Origin of the sequence: Komagataeibacter oboediens (genome assembly GCF_003207815.1) — a bacterium.
GTDB lineage: Bacteria > Pseudomonadota > Alphaproteobacteria > Acetobacterales > Acetobacteraceae > Komagataeibacter > Komagataeibacter oboediens.
On record NZ_NKTX01000012.1, the window covers coordinates 1 to 17739 of the forward strand.

A 17739-nucleotide genomic window follows, 5' to 3' on the forward strand; every position below is an offset into this window, starting at 1 on the left:
CAGCTATGTCATGACCCATCTGGCCAAAACCGGCCTGCTGGACCGCGTGCGCTTCCGCCCCATGACCCTGCCCGACCGCTTCATCGATCACAACACCCAAGCCGCGCAGTATCATGAGGCCGGGCTGGATGCGCCTGCCATTGTCGCCACCGCACTGTCCGCCCTGGGCGTGCCGCAGTCACGCCAGATGGCCTGACCTCGCCGGAAAGCAGGCACCACGCATGGCAAAACGTCGCGTTGACCAGATTCTGGTGGACCGGGGGCTGGTGGAAACCCGCACCCGGGCGCAGGCACTGATCATGGCCGGTCTGGTCCACACGCCCGACCGGCGCATTGCCAAGGCCGGGGAGCAGATCCCCGAGGATACGCCCCTGACGCTGAAGGGGCAGGACCATCCATGGGTCTCGCGCGGCGGGATAAAGCTGGCGCACGGGCTGGAACATTTCGGCCTGTCGCCTGCGGGCCTGACCTGTCTTGATGTCGGCGCGTCAACCGGCGGCTTTACCGATGTGCTGCTGCATGAAGGGGCGGCGAAGGTCTATGCCGTCGATGTGGGCCATGGGCAGCTGGCATGGAAACTGCGCAGCAACACCGAACAGGTTGTTGTGCTGGAAAAATGCAATGCCCGTACGCTGGACACAACCATCATTCCCGACCCGATACAGGCGCTGGTCTGTGACGCCAGCTTCATTGGCCTGCGCACCGTCCTGCCCGCGGGGCTGGAACTGTGCGTACCGGGTGCGTGGGCCATTGCGCTGATCAAGCCGCAGTTCGAGGCAGGACGGGATGCGGTCGGCGCAAAGGGCGTCGTGCGCGACCCGGCGGTGCATGACGCCGTATGCGCCATGATCCATGAATGGTGGTCGGGCCTGCCTGGCTGGACCGTACTGGGCATTGACCCCAGCCCCATCACCGGGCCGGAAGGCAACCGGGAATTTCTGATCGCGGCGCGTAAGGACGGCTGATCGAAAGTCGCGCATCCATCCCCTGCTGTGATAGACAGGGGATGGCAAATGGGGATATTCCTCCCCTCCCCCATAAATGACACGACGAACATAGGCAGCACCGGTATGTCCGCAGCCCCTGCAACTTCACCTTCCCGGTCACGCGACGGGACGGCGGCCTCGCTTCTGAATGATGAGGAACGCGCGCGCATCCGCGCGAAATCCGCCCAGTTCGCCCCGCCGCCTGCCGCCCTGCCCGATGGCAGGCGCGACCTTGTTGGCCTGTCGCGTGAGGAACTGACGGACATCATGGTCGAGATTGGCGAAAAGCCATTCCGCACCAAGCAGCTGTGGCACTGGATCTACCATCAGGGCGCGACCGATTTCTCACGCATGAGTTCCATTGCCCGTCCGTTGCAGGAAAAGTTGGCCGAACGCTTCGTCATTGGCCGCCCCGGCGTGGTGACCGAACAGACATCGCAGGACTCCACGCGCAAATTCCTGTTCCGCTTCCGCGACGGGCAGGAAGCCGAAACCGTGTACATTCCCGACCGGCAGGAAGACCGTGGAGCGGTGTGCATTTCGTCGCAGGTGGGCTGCACGCTGTCATGCACTTTCTGCCATACCGGCACGCAGGCGCTGGTGCGCAACCTGGGAGCTGCCGAAATCGTGGGCCAGTTCATGGCCGCGCGCGACAGTTATGGCGAATGGCCCAGCCCGAAGGGCGAGACGCCGCGCCTGTTGTCCACCATCGTGCTGATGGGCATGGGCGAACCACTGTACAATTACGACAACGTGGCCAAGGCCATGCGCATCATCATGGATGGCGAGGGCATCGGGCTGTCACGACGGCGTATCACGCTGTCCACATCCGGCGTGGTGCCGATGATGGATCAGTGCGGGGCAGAACTGGGCATCAACCTGGCCGTGTCACTGCATGCCGTGCGCGATGACCTGCGTGACGAGATCGTGCCGCTGAACCGCAAATATCCCATCCGGGAAGTCATTGCCGCCTGCCGCCGCTATCCCGCCGCCAGCAATGCCCGGCGCATCACGTTCGAATACATCATGCTGCGCGGCATCAATGACAGCGAGGCCGACGCGCGTGAACTCGTGCGCCTGATTTCGGGCATACCGGCCAAGGTGAACCTGATCCCGTTCAACCCATGGCCGGGCAGCAGCTACCGCCCGTCCACGCGCGAACAGCTGGACCGGTTCGCGAAGATCGTGATGGATGCGGGCTTTGCCTCCCCCATCCGCATGCCGCGCGGGCGCGACATCCTGGCTGCGTGTGGCCAGCTGCGCACCGAAAGCCAGCGTTTGCGCCGCGCCGCAGGCCAGCCGGACGCCGCACCGGAAGCAGAGGACGCGGGGGCATAAAAATCCGGCCTTAACTTCTGGTCGGCCACGCCGTGGGATGCTAGGAGGACAGGCCGCCGGTTCACCCGGCAAAGTATTGTCCAGAGTTTTTCGACAGGAGCGTTCTCCCATGGCCGCCAGGGATGTCAAAAAGGTCGTTCTCGCATATTCGGGCGGTCTTGATACTTCCGTGATTCTGCGCTGGTTGCAGACCACCTACAACTGTGAAGTCGTGACGTTCACGGCCGACCTTGGTCAGGGCGAGGAACTTGAACCCGCCCGCCGCAAGGCCGAAATGTTTGGCGTGAAGGAAATCTTCGTCGAAGACCTGCGCGAGACCTTCGTCAAGGACTTCGTCTTCCCCATGTTCCGCGCCAACGCGCTGTACGAAGGGCAGTACCTGCTGGGCACGTCCATCGCCCGCCCCCTGATCGCCCAGCGCCAGATCGAGATTGCCGAGCAGGTCGGGGCTGACGCCGTGGCCCATGGCGCCACCGGCAAGGGCAATGACCAGGTCCGTTTCGAACTGGCCTATTACGCGCTCAAGCCCGACATCACCGTGATCGCGCCGTGGCGTGAATGGGACCTGACATCGCGCACCCGCCTGCTGGCCTTTGCCGAGGAACACCAGATCCCCATCGCAAAGGACAAGCGCGGGGAAGCCCCGTTCTCGGTCGATGCGAACCTGCTGCACTCCTCCTCTGAAGGGAAGCTGCTGGAAGACCCGGCGGTCGGCCCCGAGGAAATCGTGTTCCAGCGCACCATTTCCCCCGAAGCGGCCCCCGACAAGGCCACCGAAATCACCATCGATTTCGTATCGGGCGATCCGGTCGCGATCAATGGCGTGGCCATGTCCCCCGCCACCCTGCTGACGCGCCTGAACGAACTGGGCCGTGACAACGGCATCGGCCGGCTTGACCTGGTGGAAAACCGCTTTGTCGGCATGAAGTCGCGCGGCATTTACGAAACGCCGGGCGGCACGATCCTGCTGACCGCGCACCGCAGCATCGAAAGCATCACGCTCGACCGCGAGGCCATGCACCTCAAGGACAGCCTGATGCCGCGTTATGCCGAAATCATCTATAACGGGCTGTGGTTCTCCCCCGAACGGCACATGCTGCAGGCGCTGATCGATCGCAGCCAGCATTCCGTGAGTGGTCGCGTGCGGCTGAAGCTGTACAAGGGCAACGTGATCTGCGTTGGCCGCGAAAGCCCCAACAGCCTGTACGACACCCGTGTCGTGACGTTCGAGGATGATGAGGGCGCCTACAACCAGGCCGACGCGCAGGGCTTCATCAACCTGAACGCGCTGCGCCTGCGGCTGGGGGCCAAGATTGGCCGACGTGGCGGCGCGCTGTAATCTTTCACCCGATCCTTCGTGTTCATTCCAACGACCTGCCGAGGTGTCATGAAACGATTTTCCCGTGTCATTCCCCTTCTTCTTGCGACTGCCGTGGCGTTGCCGCTGGCAGCATGCGGGGGCAGCAAGAAGGATGACCAGCCGGAACTGACCCCGGCAGAGTTCATGGACAACGTGCGCAAGCAGCCCGGGGTCAAGACCCTGCCGGACGGACTGGCCTACAAGGTCCTGAAATCCGGGCCGAAGGATGGCGCGCAGCCCACCATCAATGACAGCGTGATGGTCATATACGAAGGCCGCCTGCCTGATGGCGGCATTTTCGACAGTTCCGAGCAGCACGGGCATGGCGCGTATATGCAGATGCCGCTGGAGATGGTGATCAAGGGCTGGCAGGAAGCCGTGCCGCTCATGCATGTGGGCGATACATGGATGCTGTATGTGCCACCCGAACTGGGTTACGGGCATAAATCCATGGGCATCATCCAGCCCGACAGCCCGCTGATCTTCAAGATACAGCTTCTGGGCGTCGCACCCGGCGGCCATTAAGGGATGCACAGGGCCATTCATCCAACGGGTGAATGGCCTTTTTCATGACATAACGGGACAGGAAACCGGATAACCGACATGGGTAATGGGACCGGGCGTATGGCGTCCGTACTGCGCGGGGCCTGCATGGTGGGCACGATGGTGCTGCTGGCGGCCTGCACGCGCCACGGCCACGAAGGCTATGCACGTTACCGCACCAACTGCGGCATATGCCACCATGGCGGGGAAGGCATGAAGGGAGAAATCCCGCCCGTATCCGGACGGGTGGACAAGATCGCCTCCACCCCCGAGGGCAAGCAGTACCTGATGCATGTGCTTCTGAACGGACTGAATGGCCCGCTGCAGATTGACGGCGTGCGGTACAATTTTTCCATGCCGCCATTCCGCGCCCATCTGTCGGATGAGGAAATCGCCTCCATCCTGACCTATCTGGCCACGCGTGGCGATACCCGCCCCGCCCCGGTGTTCAGGGCCGCGGATGTCGCCGCGGAACGCGCCCACCCGATGACCACCACCATGGTAGCCGAAGAACGTCGCCGCCTTGACGCCATCCATCCCCTGCCCTGACAACCTGGCATCTTGACCACCACGGGCAAAAAAACGGAAAACGCTTTCATGCAACGCCTATTTTCCGGCATTCAGCCGACCGGTATCCCGCAGCTTGGCAATTACCTTGGTGCAATACGCAACTGGGTTGCGCTGCAGCGTGATCATGAATGTATCTTCTGCCTGGTGGACATGCACGCCATCACCACATGGCAGGACCCTGCGGTGCTGCGCCAGCAGACACTGGCGCAGACGGCGGTCCTGCTGGCATCGGGCATCGATGTGCAGCGGCATATCCTGTTCAACCAGTCCGCCGTCAGCGCGCATGCGCGGCTGGGGTGGATTTTCAACTGTGTCGCCCGCATCGGCTGGCTCAACCGCATGACGCAGTTCAAGGACAAGGCCGGCAAGGACCGTGAGAAACATTCCGCGGGCCTGTATGTCTATCCCGACCTCATGGCCGCCGACATCATGGCATACAAGGCTACGGTCGTGCCGGTGGGCGATGACCAGAAGCAGCACCTTGAACTGACCAACGACATTGCCCAGAAATTCAACCATGACTACGGGACGGAATTCTTCCCGCAGGTCGAAGCCCTGATCCCGCCGCAGGGCGCGCGCGTCATGAGCCTGCGTGACGGCACCAAGAAAATGTCAAAGTCCGATCCCTCCGCCCAGAGCCGGATCGAGATGACGGACGATGCCGACGCCATCGCCAACAAGATCAAACGCGCCAAGACCGATTCCGAACCGCTGCCGTCTGAGGAATCAGGCCTTGAAAACCGGCCCGAGGCCCGCAATCTGGTAACCATCTACGCCACGCTGTCCGGCACGACTGTCGCCGGGGTGCTGGCGCAGTTCGGCGGTCAGGGCTTCGGGCCGTTCAAGACGGCGCTGACCGACGTGGTGGTGGGGGCAATCGCCCCGATTGCCGAAGAAACCGGACGCCTGCTGAAGGAACCCGGTTTCCTGTGCGACACGCTGCGCGATGGCGCGAACCGGGCCCGCGCCATTGCCGAACCAATTGTATCGGAAGCGGAATCCCTGATCGGCTTCCTGAAATAAACACGAAAGGCGGCACCATGCGCCAGGATCTGCACAGCCTTGTGGTCACGACCCGCGGCAAGGGACTGGTCCCGATCGACCGGCCGGTTCTGGACTGGGTAAGGCAGAGCGGGATCGGGACCGGCCTGCTGACGCTATGGTGCCGCCATACCTCCGCATCGCTGACGGTGCAGGAAAACGCCGACCCGACGGTGCGCGAGGATATCGAACGGTATTTCGAAACCCTCGTGCCTGAACAGCCGGGGCGTTACATCCATGAAGATGAAGGGCCGGACGACATGCCCGCCCATCTGCGCGCCATGCTGACCAATACCCAGCTTTCCATTCCGGTGGCGGATGGGCGGCCGGTGATGGGCACATGGCAGGGCCTGTACCTGTTCGAACACCGTGCGCGCGCCCACAGGCGGGAAATCGTCCTGCACCTGATCGGTGAGTGATCCCCGCCCGCCCGGCGAGCTCAGAGCGCGTTCAGGATGGTGGCATGGTGGTCAAGATGATCGGCGATGAATGACTGGATGAACCAGTAGGAATGATCATAGCGCTGATGCACGCGCAGGCGCAGGTCCTGCCCTGCCGCGCCAGCCGCAGCCGCCAGCAGTTCCGGCCTGAGCTGGTCATGCAGGAATTTGTCGCTTCCCCCCTGATCCACCAGAATTTCGGTGGGATGGGTATGCCCTGCTTCCAGCAGCAGGGTCGCGTCATGCCGCGCCCATGTGGCACGATCAGGCCCCAGATAGGCGGTAAAGGCCTTCTTTCCCCAAGGCGCGACGGCAGGATGGCAGATCGGGGCAAAGGCCGAAACCGATTTCCATGCCTGTGGCGCACGCAGAGCATGGACCAGCGCGCCATGGCCGCCCATGGAATGGCCCATGATGCCACGCCGCGCGCCATCAATGGCGAACTCGGCCTGCGTCAGTTCGGGCAGTTCGTGGCTGACATAGGTGCCCATGCGGTAATGCCTGCGCCACGCGGGCGTCGTGGCATCAAGGTAGAAGCCTGCCCCCGTGCCAAGGTCATAGGCATCGTCTTCCCCCGCAACGCCCGCGCCACGTGGCGAGGTATCGGGGGCAACCAGCGCGATGCCATGATGGGCCGCGAACCGCACGGCATTGGACTTGACCAGAAATGTCTCCTGCGTGCAGGTCAGCCCCGCCAGCAGGTGGATGACGGGCACGCGTTCCCCCGCCAGCGCGCGTTCGGGCAGGAACACGCCAAAACGCGCCTCCAGCCCGAGGCTTTCGGAGGGGTGGCTGTAAAAGCCCACCCGTCCGCCACAGCTTGCATGTTCTTCAAGCGTCGTGATCCGGCTCATGGATCAGAACTCGACAACCGTGCGGATGCTCTCACCCTTCGCCATCATGTCGAAGCCTTCATTGATGCGCTCCAGCGGCAGCCTGTGGGTAATCAGGCTGTCGATATCAATGCGGTTTTCCATGAACCAGTCCACGATGCGCGGCACGTCCGTACGGCCACGCGCGCCGCCGAAGGCCGAACCGATCCACCGCCGCCCGGTCACAAGCTGGAACGGCCGCGTGCTGATTTCCTGCCCCGCGCCCGCAACCCCGATGATGGTGGACACCCCCCATCCGCGATGCGCGCATTCCAGCGCCTGCCGCATGAGCGTCGGGTTGCCTACACATTCAAATGAATAGTCCACGCCGCCACCGGTCAGTTCAACGATATGACCAACCAGGTCGCCATTGGGGCCGAGATCCTTCGGGTTGATGAAGTCGGTCATGCCGAATTTACGGCCAATGGCTTCACGCTCGGGGTTGATGTCGATGCCGATAATCCGTTCGGCCCCGACCATTTTCGCGCCCTGAATGACGTTCAGCCCGATCCCGCCCAGACCGAATACGGCAACCGTGCTGCCGGTCTCGACCTTGGCGGTGAACAGCACGGCCCCGATGCCGGTGGTGACCCCGCAGCCGATATAGAACACCTTGTCAAACGGGGCATCGGGCCGGATCTTGGCCAGCGCGATTTCCGGCAGCACCGTATAGTTGGCGAAGGTGGAACAGCCCATGTAGTGATGGATCGGCTGCCCCCTGAACGAAAAACGCGACGTGCCATCGGGCATCAGCCCCTTGCCCTGCGTCGTCCGGATGGCCGTGCACAGGTTGGTCTTGCGTGACAGGCAGGACTTACATTCCCGGCATTCGGGAGTATAGAGCGGGATGACATGGTCGCCGGGCTTCAGGTGCCTGACACCTGCGCCGACTTCCACCACCACACCAGCGCCTTCATGGCCAAGAATGGCGGGAAACAGCCCCTCAGGATCAGCGCCGGACAGGGTGAACTTGTCCGTATGGCACAGGCCGGTGGCCTTGATCTCGACCAGCACCTCACCCGCGCGCGGGCCTTCAAGCTGCACGGTCTCGATTTCAAGTGGTTTGCCTGCCTCGAAGGCAACAGCTGCCCTTACGTCCATGAACCCGGTCTTCCCTTCAATACGTGGGCCCCGCGCGGGGGCTTTTGTCCGTAATGATTAAGGGCATCATCGCCACCTGCGTCAATGTCATGTGGCCATGCAGGCGCTGACGATATTTTCAGTGACAAAACATGCCACCCGCCCACTCCCGGTGCCGCAACGCCGGCATGATGTGATAAGCGGCACAAAGGGGACCGATGCACGGCCCCGTATCGCACCCTTAGATAAACCGGGAATCTTGCATGGTCATTGATCGCAGAATTGGTTTGTGGATCCTGCTGCGCGAAAGCGTGCTGTCACTGGTTTTCCTGTGCGCGTGGGACATCGTCGTCGTGGTGATGTTCCAGATCTTCCATCAGGAATGGATGGAACAGCCCACCCTGCCCATATCGCTGATCGGCTCGGCGCTGGTGCTGTTCATGAGCTTTCGCAACAACACCGCCTATAACCGCTGGTGGGAAGGACGGACGCTGTGGGGGGCGGTCACCAACAACAGCCGGTCCTTCGCACGTCAGGCGGGCACGATCCTGCGCGGGTGTCCCGACCTTGCCCGCGCCATGGCGGCCTATCCCTATGCCCTGCGGGGCGCGCTGGGGCGGCTGGATGCAAGCGACGACATCATGCGCCTGCTGCCCGATTCCATGAAGGCGGGCATCGCAGGCAAGGTCAACGTCCCCGCCGCCATCCTGTTTGAAATCGGGCTGCGGGTGGATGCGGAATCACGCAGGCTGGGCATTGACGGTGCGCTGCAGGGACAGATCGACCGCATCCTGTCGGACATGTGCAACGCCCAGGGCGGGCTGGAACGCATCCGCAACACACCGCTGGCCATACAGTTTTCCGTCCTGCCGAAGGTGGTGGCGGTGGTCTTCTGCATCATCCTGCCCCTGTCCATGGTGCAGACGCTGGGGTGGATCACGCCACTGGGGTCATCACTGGTGGGGCTATTGTTCGTGGCACTGGACAAGATCGGCAACGACCTGCAGGATCCCTTCAGCGCAACGCCGCACGGCATGCCGATGCTGGCCATTTCCCGCACGATCGAAATCGACCTGCTGCAGTCCTGCGGCCTGCCTGCGCCGCCACCGCTGACACCCGTGGGCGGCATACAGGCATGACGCAGCCCGCCTGATGGGCCAACCTCCCCGGGCATACCGGGTACCGCGCCGTCATCGGGGTACCATATTTCCCGGACCGGAAGCGTTATGAAGGAAGCAAGACAGAAGGGCGGATTTATGCTATATGGGCGGTATGAGCATGTTCAGAACCACCCAGAAGGGCACTGTGACCGATGCAATGGCACGGACGGCCGCAGCTGCCACGGCAGCCGAGGCAAAGTCCAGCAAGGCCGTAAAAGACGAGGATCCATTCCGCGAGGGCGACGCCATTGTGTATGCGGCACATGGCGTTGGCCGTGTTGACCGGATTGGCGTTGACGAAATCGCGGGCACCAAGCTGGAAATGATCCAGATCTCCTTCCCCGGCAACCAGATGACGCTGCGCATCCCGCTGTCCAAGGCGCGCAAGTCGGGCCTGCGCAAGATCGTATCAAGGGAAATCGTGGACAAGGCGATGGCCATCATCAAGGGCAAGCCGCATGTCAGCCGTGGCATGTGGGCGCGCCGCGCGGTCGCCTATCAGGAAAAGATCAATTCCGGCGACCTGGTGCAGATCGCCGAAGTGCTGCGTGACCTCCGCCGCAATGTGGACAGCCTTGACGGCAGCTTCAGCGAACGCAAGCTGTTCGAGGCGGCACAGGAACGCTTCGTGGCCGAGGTCGCCGTGCTGGAAGGCAAGGAGCCGACCGAAGTGCTTGAAAAGCTGACCGAGGTCATGAAGGCGGCCTGACCACCCCACGCCGCCTTTTCCGTCACAACCCCATCCATGCCGCCGGCCCCTGTGCCGGCGGTTTTGCCATGCGCGCCCTACTTTATGGACCGGATGCCGCCGGTGGCTATGGTGCCCTGTCCGTATCGGGATTGCGGATCACCAGCATGAGCACGCTGCCCGCGACCGCCGACAGCATGGCCAGCACGAAGGGGCTGCGTGGTCCCGCCACCCCCACCATAATACCGGACATGACCGCGCCTGAGCCCGCGGCAATGTCAAAGAACACATCAAACAGCCCGATTGCCGATCCCGCTGCACCAGGAGGTGCCTGCCGCAGCACCGGCAGCGCCAGCAGCGGGTAGGTCAGCGAAAACCCGAACCCGGTCAGGAAACTGCCTGCCGCCGCCCATGCCGGCCCCGGCGCAAGCCAGATCAGGGTCAGGCCCAGCGCCTCCACCAGCATGATGGCGGCCACCATCGGCCGCACATCGTCACGATCCACATGGGCACTGCCGACCAGTCGGGCAATGACATGCCCCGCGCCGAACAGTCCCAGCGCCCAGCCGCCGCCATGCCAGTCCTTCGCGGCATAAAAGATGACCAGAAACGACGAAATCGCGGCAAACCCCACCGCCGACAGAGCCAGCGTCAGACCCCATGCCCAGGTATGCCCGATCAGGTGCTTCCACCGCATGCCCCCGTCGTGCCCGCCCCCATGCAGGCGCGGTGGCGCGGGCATCAACACGGTCAGCCCCATGCCCGTCACCGGCAGGATAATGGCGACAAGGCACAGCCGGGCGAACCCGGCATGGATCTCGATCACGTCACCCAGCGCCGTGCCCATGCCCAGCCCGGCGAAAATGGCCAGCCCGATCCATGACATCGCGGCCCCCGCCTTCTCGCTGCCAGCCAGGCTTACGGCCCATATGCCACCACCCGTCACCATCAGCCCTTCGCCCAGCCCCATGGCCAGGCGCCCCGCCACGATCATCGCCTGCTGCATGACGGGCGACAGGACGGGCACCAGCGCAACGCTGTAGGCCAGACCCGAACACGCCGTGCACAACAGACCGCACAGCAGCGTATCACGCCCGCCGCGCCGGTCGGCCATCCGCCCCGCCCATGGGCGCGACAGCAGGGTGGCAGCGGCCTGAATACCCATGACCAGACCGATCACGGTCGTCCCTTGCGCGAAACGGGACTGGAGTTCCAGCGGCAGGGCAGGCAGCGCCACCCCCATCGCCAGCATGCCGCTGGTCATGGCCAGCATGATGGGCAGCAGGCCGCCACGGGCCGTAACACGATAAATCATGCCGGGACCGTAATGCATTTACTCCGTGGGGAACAGGTCGGCGCATGCTCAGTATTTGAACTGGTACAACAGGCCCACACTGCTGCCCGGATCGTTTTCCGGCGTGGTGAAGCCGGTCACGTTGCCGCCGGTCCCCACCGTGGTGTTGAGCTTCAGCCGCTTGGTCAGGTCAACCTGCACCTGCGCCTGCGTGCCCGAACCCGACGTCGCCTGCTTGGCGCCCACGTACACGCGGCGCATGACATATTTGCCCGCCTCGATCGAACCGGTGTCATTGCTGCCCGACCCGTTGGATGAACTGCTCATCTGCAACCGGTCCAGGTGCAGGGTCTTGCGCACCATGCCCAGCGGGTCGAAGGCGGACCCGCCACTCAGCGTCGCGACGGCTGCCGCGATGGACGCCATCTGCGTGGGCGAAAGGGACTGCGTATCCGACCCGAACAGGAGTATGGCCAGTATCTGGTCCTGTGACAGTGGCGGCGTGGAGGAAAACGAAATTTTCGGCGCGCTGGCATACCCGCCCACGTTCAGCCGCGCCGTGCCGTCATTCGTGCTGCGCTCGGCCACGAAGTCCAGCGTGGGGTCGATCGCATGGGTCACGCCCATGCCGTTGAAGCCCACCTGCCCCTTGCTGAAATCAAGCGAGATACCGCCCAGCGAAAACCCGCCCTTGACCAGCGAGAACCCACCCGTCACCACCGGCGTCGCACTGGTGCCACCGGCATGGATGCTGCCGTGCATTTCCGTGTTCAGCCCGTGCCCGCGCACATAGAATTGTCCTGGCGAACGTACATCAAGGTTCAGTCCGATCACCAGCGGGGCGGTGTGGACCACCTTTTGCTGCGCCGCCTCATCCTCGGGGCGGATGACATCCAGATGCGCGACCGACGTGGGCAGTGAATCCGGGATGTTGATATCCACGCGCTTGAGCGTGATGGCCCCCGCTGCATCGATCCGGCTGGCAAGCTGGCCCTTTATGCCCATATCCCCGTTTATGGTCGCGGTCACAAGGTCGCTGGCCAGTGGGCGGGCATCATCGGCGTGGATCCGCAGGTCGATCGGCTGCCCGGGTTCCAGCACCCCGTAACTGCCCGTGACGCCAATTGTCCCCTTGCCCGCCTGCGCGTTCAGGTCGGCAATGACCAGCCGGTCCCCCAGCGCATTGACCGTGCCATGCATGTTGGACAGCTGTATCCCTTGCCCGAAATCATGGAATACGCCATTGGTCAGGCCCAGCGTGCCGTTCAGGCGCGGCTGCTGCGGCGTGCCGCGCACGCCAAGCGCGATCTGCAGTGCGCCGCCCGCCTGCATGCCCTGCGCGCCGAGATAGGCATTCGCCACCGCAAGGTCCACGTTCCCGTCCGCCTGCAACGTGATCTGGCCGGCCCTGTACGCCGGGGCCGTGCCATGCAGGCCAAGGTTGACCTGCGTGCCCGCGCGGACCTGCGCATCCACCCGCGCCATGCCGGCTGTCAGGTCGGCCGTTGCCTCCACCGATGCCGGGGCAAGGGACGAGGTGTAGTCGGTCTGGTATTTCAGGTCCGTGCCATGCAGCGTGACCCGGCCGGAAGGACGGTCCGTCGTGCCGGTCAGCCGTGCCTCGGCAGCCAGCGTTCCCTGCGCATGCAGCGTGGGCACGAAGGGCACCAGCAGGTCGGGCGAAAGGCGGCTGATCACCGCATGCAGGTCCAGCGCGGGGCTGATCCTGCCGCTGACCTCCAGACTGCCCGGCTGCCCGCGCGGCGGCGTCAGGCTGATGCGCAGATGGTCGATCGCGGTTTCCTTGCCATAGGTCACCGTGGCGGGGGCATCCAGACGGATCACCTCGCGCCGGGCCTGCGCCTCCAGCCTGCGTATGTTTACCGAAGCTGCGGGAATGTTGGACACGACCGCCGCATCAATGGTGGCGGGACCGGTCCATGGCGTATCCAACCCCGACTGCGCCACAACGTTCAGGGCGGAAAACGGCCCCTTCGCAGTCACATGCGCATGCCCGCCCATATCGCGGAAATGCGCATTATCCACCAGCAGGTCCAGATCGGTGACCGGCGCGTTCCCTGTCGGGTCCTGCACCCTGCCCTTCAGCACCAGCCGGTCCACCCGCGCCATGGCGGCACTCAGCGCGCTATCCACGTTCACGCTCAGGGCAGCGGGGGTATCGGCGGTGGCGCTCGTGCTGTGCAGGGCGGCGGACAGGTGCCCGCTTATGTCCTGTCCCACAAGGTCACGCAGGTCCGCCAGACGCGTCATGCGCAGGTCCAGCGTGCCCGACGGCACAACATGTCCGTCGGGCAGCGTCATGTCCGCCTGCCCCGTCAGGCTTTTCCAGTTCAGGTGCGCAAGCTGGAGGTGGCGGCTGTCATCACCGCCATTGCTGTCCAGATGGGCTGTCACCTGAATGGGCGCGCGGTCCACCGTGCCCGATATATCCAGATCCCCTTCCCTGACCTGCGGCAGGTGGCGCATGGTCAGGCTGGCCTGCACATTGCCCGCCGCCGTGTTGCTGGCCGCCATGCTGGCCTGTGCCTTCAGGCTGGCCGCAAGGTCCGTAACCGGGCCCGCGGCATGCAGGTCCGCCTGCGCCTGCCCCTTCAGCGTGGGGGCCAGCACATGCAGGTCCGACAGGGCCAGATGGGCCGTGGCATCCACCTGCATCGGGTCGCCCGTCACCAGACGGGTTGGCGTTGCATCAAGATGCAGGGTCCGCCCTTCCGCCAGCAGCGACGTGAACGTGACCGTATTGCCGCCACCCGGCCCGCTGGCGATGGTGCCCGCCACGTTCAGGTGTCCTGTATTCCCGATCAGGCCGACAGCCACCGGCAGGCCGCCATCCAGCACGATATGACTGTCCAGCGCGAACGGCCCGGGCCGCCCGGTTGCAGGAAGCGTCACGCTGCCATCCAGCCCGGCATGGCCATGCAACTGCGTGCCGCCCGCTGCCGCCAGCGGGGCAAGGTCAGGCAGGTCGGCATGGAAGGTCGCCGCCATGGGCCGGGCCGTGGTGACCCGTCCGGTCAGTTGCGCCAGCGGATGCGACAGCGACAGGTCCACCGGCCCGCCCGACGCGTCGGGGTGCCACAGCACGTCCAGCCGCAGCGGATCGGACGCAAACAGCGTGGGCTGGCTGCCCGGAATGCGCAGGCCCGTTACGGTGGCATGCAGGCCGGCATGCTCCGCCTGTCCGTCCGCCTGCCCGCTCAACCCCTCGGCCACCATGTGCAGCGTGGAAAAACCGGCGTCGTCATAGGTCAGGCGATCAATATCCAGCGTGCCATTGCCGGTCGGCCGGTCCACCGTGCCACCCACATGCGCGGCAAGGCTCATGCCCTGCCAGTTCGCGCCGCTGATCGTGACCGGGTCGCTTTTGCCGGACACATCCAGCGCCATGCGGTGCGTGACCAGCCCGACCTGACCCGCCGCCTGAAGGTGGATGGCCCCGACCACTGCCGCAAGGGAAAGTGCCGTTGCGTCACGCGGGCCATGCAGCCCCAGCGACAGGTCCAGCGGCGACAGGGCGGGCAGGCCACTCAATGTCGCGACGAAGCCCTGCGCCTCCTCATGCGCATGCAGGTCCAGCGCGACAGTGCTGCGGTCCAGCCGCGTGGTCAGCGACAGGGCGCCGGGCTGGTCCAGCCGCTTCAGGTCCAGCACGATACTGGCGGGCGGCAGGGTGGCGATGGAAAAATGATCCAGTACCGGTGCGATATCATCCAGGCTGGCATGGCCGTTCAGGCTGAAGGCCGCAGGTATCCGGGCAATGGCCGCGCCAACGTCAATCCGCGCCACATGCACCGCACGGATGTCGACCCCCATATGGACGCTGCCCGAAGAGTCCTTTTCCGGCTTAGACGGATGGGCGGGATCGTCCTCGCTCAGACGTGGAATGGACAGCCGCGCCATGGACAGGTTGCTGATGACCGCGTGCCGCGTCAGCAGCCGAAGTGGTGACCAGTCCAGTTGCAGGTCATCAATCGACAGCCATGCGCCTTTGTAGTCATCCAGTTCCAGATGCCGGACATGCAGCGCATCGGGAAACCGGCCGCCCAGACCCGACAGGTGGACGCTGCCGCCGGTCAATCCCGGCAGGCGGCGTTCGATTTCATGCTGGCCCGCGCCCGTATTGGCCGCCACCAGCACCACACCCAGCGCCACGGCCACCAGCCCCGCCGGAATGCCCAGCGCGAAAGCACCCGCCCGCAGGATGCGCCGGGCCGTGCCGCGCCCGGGCGGCGGTGTCGGGGTGGATGTCGGATCAGGCATCAGAACGTTTCCCCCAGACCCACATACAGTTCCCACTTGTCGCCCCGCGCGGGACGGTTGAGCGGCACGGCCACATCCAGCCGCACCGGCCCGATGGGCGTGTAATAGCGTGCCCCCGCGCCCGCGCCCACGCGCAGCGTGCCCTGGAACGGTGTGCGGTCCGCCGTGACCTGACCTGCGTCGATAAAGCCGACCGCGCCGAATTTCTGCATGATGCGCTGGCGGTATTCAAACGACCCCGCATCCATGGACGTGCCGCCAATGGCGTAGCGCGTGTTGGCGAACTGCGGCCCCACCCCCTGATAGCGGAAGCCGCGCACCGTGGCGGACCCACCGGCATACAGACGCTGGTCGGGCGGAATGTCAAAGGTCGATGCGCCCTCCACATTGCCAATGGTGCCACGCCACGCCAGCACGCTGCGGCCGGGACGCGACAGGCCGAAGTTCTTCAGGTCGAAATAGGTCGAGACCGTCGCCTGCATGATCACGAAGAACGACGTGCCGTCCGTCAGCGACGCGGAAGGCGTGATACTGGCCCCCATCCGCACCCCGTGGGTCGCGGGGGTGATGGGGTTGTCCACCCCCGTCCCATCGTAATTGGCCGTAAGTGGCAGGGCAGCGATGAAATAGCTGTTGGTGGTGCCCATCTGCTGGATCTGTTCCTGCTCGATCTGGCCGCCAAAGGACACGTTCCAGTGGCGGTTGACGCGGCGGACAATACCGATACGCGCCAGCAGCGCGGTCTGGCGGTAGGAATAGAGTTCCTGCTTGATGCCTTCCAGGCGCGCGCTCATGTTCTGGTTGCGTGATCCGAAATCGGGCTTCAGCAGGTCGGCATAGAAATCATAGCCCAGCCCCTGCTCCGCCGAGCCGCCAAGCCCGGTAATGAGTGCAGTCAGCCGCAGCCGCTCGGCATTGCCGAACAGGTTATTATGCGTCCACGTCACGCCCGCGCGACCGCCCAGGTCGGTGGAATAACCGCCTTCGGCGCCCACGCTGTGGCGCTTGCCCTCCCGGAATGCGAAATCAAGCGGCATGGAACCATCGGATGCCAGCGTGTCGCCATGGTTGACCTGCACATCGGCAAACAGCCCGGTGGATGCAATATCCTGCCGGGCGCGTTCAATACGCGAAGGCTGGTACAGCTCCCCCGGCGCAATGGTCAGCCTGCGTGCGATATAGGCCGGATGCGTGCGCTGCAGCCCCGCGAAATCGAACGCTCCCAGATTGACCACCGGCCCGCGGTGGACGGTATAGGCGATATCGAGCGTATGCGTCGCGGGCCGCAGCCATGCCTGTGGCTTGCTGACATGGGCCAGCGCGTAGCCTTCTTCCGTCAGCGCGGTCTGCAGGGTCACGCCTGCGGACAGGACGTTTTCGGCCTGCGCGGGCATGCCGGACTTCATGGCGAAGGCCTTGACCTCATCCGCATTCAGGTTGACGGGCGGATCACCTTTATCGGGGTTCAGCGTCACGACGCCGATGCGGAACTGCACGCCGGGCTGCGCGCTGATGGTGATCTGTGCCCTGTGCCCCGCCGGGATGGACTGCATCCATTCGGGCAGGTCGGGATCGCGCCCGTCATGGCTACCTGCGGCGGAAGCACCGGACTTCCCGCCGCCATCGGTCACGGTGATGGTGATGGCACCCGCGTAATAGCCATAGCTTTCCAGCGCACTGATCAGGCGGGAATAGTCGTTATGGATGCGCCCGGTCAGCGCAAAGGGGCTGACGGCCTGTGTCTTCTGCAGCGACAGCAGGTCGGACGACGCCCGCAGCGCGTCATCCAGGTCGGCATTGCCGGTCGGGCGCAGGGTGGTGGTGTAGTCCTGCGGGTCGGCCGCGCGCGCCGCAGGCCCCCATGATACGAGGACCGTCACGACGGCACACAGACTTGCATAACCGGCACTGCGCCTGGCACGCGCATGATGGCTGCGTGCCTGGCGGGAATGACGCAATCCTGTCAAACGGTGCCGCCCCTGTTCCTGTCTTCCGTGCGGTTAGCTTCCCACTGTGTGATAACTGCCATTCCCGGCATGCATGATCAAACCGATATTAACGTCGCTGCCTTAATAAGTTCCGAATA

15 protein-coding genes are annotated in these 17739 nt (G+C 64.3%); 10 read left to right on the forward strand and 5 right to left on the reverse strand.

Annotated features, from left to right (window positions below; translation table 11 throughout):
- The 8 genes from CFR80_RS07535 to CFR80_RS07570 all read left to right on the forward strand — a co-directional run.
- Positions 1-196: hypothetical protein (locus tag CFR80_RS07535; RefSeq protein WP_146221616.1), on the forward strand; the 196-nt coding region annotated here is incomplete at its 5' end.
- 25 nt (positions 197-221) lie between these two features.
- Positions 222-965, forward strand: a complete 744-nt coding sequence (locus CFR80_RS07540) for a TlyA family RNA methyltransferase (RefSeq protein WP_110507200.1) — start codon at positions 222-224, stop codon at positions 963-965.
- A 105-nt stretch (positions 966-1070) separates the two neighbouring features.
- The gene (gene rlmN / locus CFR80_RS07545; RefSeq protein WP_010513993.1) at positions 1071-2324 is read left to right on the forward strand and encodes a 23S rRNA (adenine(2503)-C(2))-methyltransferase RlmN; all 1254 of its coding nucleotides are present in this window, start codon (positions 1071-1073) and stop codon (positions 2322-2324) included.
- Positions 2325-2433: 109 nt separating this feature from the next.
- A complete protein-coding gene (locus CFR80_RS07550) occupies positions 2434-3663 on the forward strand; it encodes an argininosuccinate synthase (protein ID WP_010513994.1) in 1230 nt (409 codons plus the stop codon).
- A 48-nt stretch (positions 3664-3711) separates the two neighbouring features.
- Entirely contained in the window at positions 3712-4209 is a 498-nt protein-coding gene (locus tag CFR80_RS07555) for an FKBP-type peptidyl-prolyl cis-trans isomerase (protein WP_010513995.1), read from the forward strand.
- A 78-nt stretch (positions 4210-4287) separates the two neighbouring features.
- A complete protein-coding gene (locus CFR80_RS07560; RefSeq protein WP_010513996.1) occupies positions 4288-4776 on the forward strand; it encodes a c-type cytochrome in 489 nt (162 codons plus the stop codon).
- 48 nt (positions 4777-4824) lie between these two features.
- Positions 4825-5820 carry a tryptophan--tRNA ligase gene (trpS, locus tag CFR80_RS07565; RefSeq protein WP_010513997.1) on the forward strand — a complete coding sequence of 332 codons (996 nt, stop codon included), beginning with the start codon at positions 4825-4827 and terminating at the stop codon, positions 5818-5820.
- Between the two features lie 17 nt (positions 5821-5837).
- Positions 5838-6257 carry a secondary thiamine-phosphate synthase enzyme YjbQ gene (locus CFR80_RS07570; protein WP_010513998.1) on the forward strand — a complete coding sequence of 140 codons (420 nt, stop codon included), beginning with the start codon at positions 5838-5840 and terminating at the stop codon, positions 6255-6257.
- Positions 6258-6277: 20 nt separating this feature from the next.
- On the opposite strand, the gene fghA is transcribed toward CFR80_RS07570, so the two are convergent.
- Together fghA and CFR80_RS07580 are read right to left on the reverse strand one after the other, a co-directional pair.
- Positions 6278-7132 (reverse strand): S-formylglutathione hydrolase, encoded by an 855-nt coding sequence (fghA, locus tag CFR80_RS07575; RefSeq protein ID WP_010513999.1) that lies wholly within the window; start codon positions 7130-7132, stop codon positions 6278-6280.
- A 3-nt stretch (positions 7133-7135) separates the two neighbouring features.
- On the reverse strand, positions 7136-8251 hold the full coding sequence (locus CFR80_RS07580; RefSeq protein ID WP_010514001.1) for an S-(hydroxymethyl)glutathione dehydrogenase/class III alcohol dehydrogenase: 1116 nt from the start codon (positions 8249-8251) through the stop codon (positions 7136-7138).
- A 242-nt stretch (positions 8252-8493) separates the two neighbouring features.
- On the opposite strand from CFR80_RS07580, the gene CFR80_RS07585 reads away from it, so the two are divergent.
- Positions 8494-9369 (forward strand): bestrophin family protein, encoded by an 876-nt coding sequence (locus tag CFR80_RS07585; protein ID WP_029329397.1) that lies wholly within the window; start codon positions 8494-8496, stop codon positions 9367-9369.
- A gap of 133 nt (positions 9370-9502) precedes the next feature.
- Complete coding sequence (locus CFR80_RS07590) at positions 9503-10099, forward strand: CarD family transcriptional regulator (RefSeq protein ID WP_026018640.1); 597 nt, start codon at positions 9503-9505, stop codon at positions 10097-10099.
- 106 nt (positions 10100-10205) lie between these two features.
- Here CFR80_RS07590 and CFR80_RS07595 read toward each other — a convergent pair whose 3' ends face one another.
- The 3 genes from CFR80_RS07595 to CFR80_RS07605 are packed head-to-tail and all read right to left on the reverse strand — an operon-like array spanning position 10206 to position 17611.
- Complete coding sequence (locus CFR80_RS07595; protein ID WP_232275650.1) at positions 10206-11393, reverse strand: MFS transporter; 1188 nt, start codon at positions 11391-11393, stop codon at positions 10206-10208.
- Between the two features lie 48 nt (positions 11394-11441).
- Entirely contained in the window at positions 11442-15653 is a 4212-nt protein-coding gene (locus CFR80_RS07600) for a translocation/assembly module TamB domain-containing protein (protein WP_010514005.1), read from the reverse strand.
- On the reverse strand, positions 15653-17611 hold the full coding sequence (locus tag CFR80_RS07605) for an autotransporter assembly complex protein TamA (protein ID WP_010514006.1): 1959 nt from the start codon (positions 17609-17611) through the stop codon (positions 15653-15655). The genes CFR80_RS07600 and CFR80_RS07605 overlap by 1 nt, the downstream gene beginning before the upstream one ends.
- Positions 17612-17739 lie beyond the last annotated feature (128 nt).